Annotated in this window: 3 protein-coding genes; 1 reads left to right on the forward strand and 2 read right to left on the reverse strand. The window is 73.9% G+C overall.

Going from position 1 to position 3,675, the window contains the following annotated elements:
* Nucleotides 1–67: 67 nt before the first annotated feature.
* Together ACTT8P_RS37950 and ACTT8P_RS37955 are read right to left on the reverse strand one after the other, a co-directional pair.
* On the reverse strand, nt 68–970 hold the full coding sequence (locus ACTT8P_RS37950; RefSeq protein ID WP_361171686.1) for a tRNA (adenine-N1)-methyltransferase: 903 nt from the start codon (nt 968–970) through the stop codon (nt 68–70).
* A gap of 75 nt (nt 971–1,045) precedes the next feature.
* Nucleotides 1,046–2,629 (reverse strand): site-2 protease family protein, encoded by a 1,584-nt coding sequence (locus ACTT8P_RS37955; RefSeq protein WP_442836349.1) that lies wholly within the window; start codon nt 2,627–2,629, stop codon nt 1,046–1,048.
* A 172-nt stretch (nt 2,630–2,801) separates the two neighbouring features.
* Between ACTT8P_RS37955 and ACTT8P_RS37960 the strand changes: the two genes are divergently transcribed.
* Nucleotides 2,802–3,675, forward strand: an 874-nt coding sequence (locus tag ACTT8P_RS37960) for a RecB family exonuclease (protein ID WP_442836350.1), incomplete at its 3' end; no start/stop codon positions are given.

Here is a 3,675-nt window from a genome sequence, read left to right on the forward strand (position 1 = left end):
GCGGAGTTCCCCGGTCGGTCCGGGAACTCCGCCACGGCGTCGCCGCGTTGTGTCGGTGACGGGCCGGTCAGCGGCCGCTGCCTCCGTCGGCGTTGGGGCCGGTGTAGTCCTCGCCGTAGGCGCCCTTGGCGGGGCGGCGGCGGCGCATGGGCGGCTCGACGCCGTCGGCGAGGCGGCGGGCGGTGAGCAGGAAGCCGGTGTGGCCGATCATCCGGTGGTCCGGGCGGACGGCCAGGCCCTCGACGTGCCAGTTGCGGATCATGGTCTCCCAGGAGGTCGGCTCGTTGAAGGAGCCGATCTCGCGGATGGACTCCACGGTCCGGGCGAGCTGGGTGGTGGTGGCGACGTAGCAGCACAGGATGCCGCCGGGGACGAGGGCCTTGGAGACGGCCTCCAGGCACTCCCAGGGGGCGAGCATGTCCAGGATGACGCGGTCGACGTCGGTGTCGGACAGGTTGTCCTGGAGGTCGCCGACGGTGAGCTGCCAGGCGGGGTGCGGGCCGCCGAAGTAGCGCTCCACGTTGCCGCGGGCGATGTCGGCGAAGTCCTCGCGGCGCTCGTAGGAGTGCAGCATGCCCTGGTCGCCGATGGCGCGCAGCAGGAAGCTGCTGAGCGAGCCGGAGCCGACACCGGCCTCGACGACGCGGGCGCCGGGGAAGATGTCGGCGAAGGCGAGGATCTGCCCCGCGTCCTTGGGGTAGACCACGGCGGCGCCGCGGGGCATGGACAGGACGTAGTCGGGGAGCAGGGGGCGCAGCGCGAGGTAGGCGACGTTCCCGGTGGTACGGACAACGCTGCCCTCGGGAGCACCGATCAGTTCGTCGTGCGGGAAGGAACCCTTGTGGGTGTGGAAGTTCTTCCCGGCCTCGAGCGTGAACGTGTAGTGGCGGCCCTTGGGGTCGGTCAGCTGAACCTGGTCCCCGACCTTGAAGGGCCCGCGCCTGCGGGCGGCACCGGTCGGTTCGGACATGTGACCAGCCTACCGGCGTTTCGGATACCTACCGACCATGTGCGTGCCGAGCACCGCTTTAGGAGAGCGGTGCTCTCAGCTGGGTCGGGCCATCGCCTTCACGAAGGCGCGTTCCACGTCGGCGGCGGACAGGACGCCGTAGATCTCGCCGGTGTCCTCGGTGACCAGGTACTCGGTGGCGGGGGTGGCGCGCAGGGCGTCGAGGAGTTCCTCGCCGGCCAGCTCGGCGGAGACGCGCATGCCGTCGGTGAGGTCCTGGGCCAGGCCGCTGACGGCGACCCAGGGGCGGCGGTGCTCGGGTACGCCGACGATGGCGGCCTCGCGGACCAGGGAGAGCGGGGTGCCCTCGGGGTCGACGACGACCAGGGCGCGGGCGCCGGCCGCGTTGGCCCGGCGCAGCGCCTCGGAGAGCGGGGTGTCGGTCTCGACCGGAACGGCGCGCCGGGTGAGGTTGCGGGCGCGCAGTTCGGGGAGGTGTTCGCGCAGCCGGGCCATGCGCAGGCTGTTGCCGGCACCGGTCCAGATGATCGCGGCGAGGATGGCGGCCAGCAGGGCGTCCATGACGGTGTCCATGCCGACGTTGTCCACCGCGTCTGAGCCGAGGGCGCCGGCCTGGGTGAGCAGCGGCAGGCCGATCAGGACGGCGATGGCGAGGGCGCGGCCGACCCAGGCGGCGGCGACGGTGCCGCTCATCGGCTTGCCGGTGATCTTCCAGACCACGGCGCGGAGCATCCGGCCGCCGTCCAGGGGGAGGCCGGGGAGCAGGTTGAAGACGGCCACGATGAGGTTGGAGATCATCAGGCCGGCCAGCAGGACGCCGGGGACGGTGCCGGGCTCGACGGGCAGCAGGGCGAGGTAGAAGACGCCGGCCAGGACGAGGGAGAGCAGCGGGCCGACGAAGGCCAGCACGAACTCGCGGCCGGGGGTCTCGGCCTCCTTCTCGATCTCGGAGACGCCGCCGAAGAACTGGAGCTGGATGCGGCGGACCGGGAGTCTGAAGCGGAGGGCGGCGACGGTGTGGGCGAGTTCGTGGACGAGGACGGAGGCGTAGAAGGCGACCGCGAAGAAGAGGGAGACCAGGTAGCGGGCGGCGCCCAGCTCGGGCAGGACGCGGTCGAGCTGGCCGCCGAACACCCAGGTGATCAGGGCGGCGACCAGGAACCAGCTGGGGGCGACGTAGACGGGGACGCCGAAGGGGCGGCCCATCAGCAGGCCGCCGCCGGGTTCGCGGGGGCGGCGCGGCGGGCGCTCGGGGCCGCCGCCGTCCGACCGCGCGTGCGTGCGGGGGTCCGGGCCGGGGACGTACGGCCCCTTCTCGGTACCAGTGCCGGAGCCGTACGGCCCGCTGTCCGTGCCGTCGCCGGGAACGTACGGCCCCGTCTCGGGACCAGTGCCGGGAACGTACGGCCCGCTGTCCGTGCCGTCGCCGGTGCCTGAGTCGTGCGGTCCCTTCTCCGTGCTGCCGTCGCCCGGAGTCGCCGGGGCCTGTTCCGTGCCGTCGGGGTCCGGTGCTTGCCGGGCGTGGGGGTCGGGGTGGCCGGTGCCGCCGTTCGGGGGCCGGCCGGGGCGCGCGGGGCCGGTGACCGGGGGCCCCGCGTGGGGCTCGGCCGACTCGTCGCTGCCGGACCGCGGCTGCCCGCTCCCGCCGCTCACGTCCACGGTTTCCCCTCGTTCGAAGCGTCTTCCGCTCCTGCCGGGCGGAAGGGTCTCACGTCGATGGTATGCGGCCCCGGCGCCCCGGCCCGCCCCGGCACCCCAGTGCTCGTCCCGCGTCCCGGGCGGCACCGCCGCGGCTGGGTCACTGTCAGTGGCGGGCCGTAGGGTCTGGGGCATGGAGACGAGCATCGAGGGTGCGGTGGAGGGCGTCGCGGGACCGACGGCGCCCGTGGCGGACGAGGCAGTGACGGTCGCGGCGGGCCCGGTCCTCGGGTCCGGGACCGCCCCGCGGGCCGCCATAGCGCCTGCCTCCTTGTCGCCCTCGCGGGCCGGTGACTTCATGCAGTGTCCGCTGCTGTACCGGTTCCGGGTGATCGACCGGCTCCCGGAGAAGCCGAGCGAGGCCGCGACCCGGGGCACGCTGGTGCACGCGGTGCTCGAGCGGCTCTTCGACGCCCCGGCGGCCGAGCGCACCCCGCCGCGGGCCAAGGCGCTGGTGCCCGGCCAGTGGGACCGGCTGCGCGAGACCAGGCCCGAGGTGGTGGAGCTGTTCGCCGACGACCCGGAGGGCGAGCGGCTGGCCCGCTGGCTGGCCGAGGCGGAGCGGCTGGTGGAGCGCTGGTTCACGCTGGAGGACCCGAGCCGGCTCGAGCCCGCCGAGCGGGAACTGTTCGTCGAGACGGAGCTGGCGTCGGGGCTGCGGCTGCGCGGCATCATCGACCGGGTCGACGTGGCGCCCACCGGTGAGGTGCGGATCGTCGACTACAAGACCGGCAAGGCGCCCCGGCCCGAGTACTCCGAGGGCGCGCTGTTCCAGATGAAGTTCTACGCCCTGGTGGTGTGGCGGCTGAAGAAGGTGGTCCCCCGCCGGCTGCAACTGGTCTACCTGGGCAGCGGGGACGTGCTGACGTACGACCCGGTCGTCGCCGACCTGGAGCGGGTCGAGCGCAAGCTGCTGGCGCTGTGGGACGCGATCCGGCTGGCGACGGAGACCGGTGAGTGGCGGCCGCGGCCCACCAAGCTGTGGGGCGGGGGCGCCCACCACCCGC

The sequence above is a fragment of the Streptomyces sp. JW3 genome (assembly GCF_052216785.1).
Taxonomy (GTDB): domain Bacteria; phylum Actinomycetota; class Actinomycetes; order Streptomycetales; family Streptomycetaceae; genus Streptomyces.

Coding starts and splice junctions, on each gene's coding strand:
- ACTT8P_RS37950 (WP_361171686.1), bottom strand. CDS start 970: ATGTCCGAACCGACCGGTGCCGCCCGCAGGCGCGGGCCCTTCAAGGTC.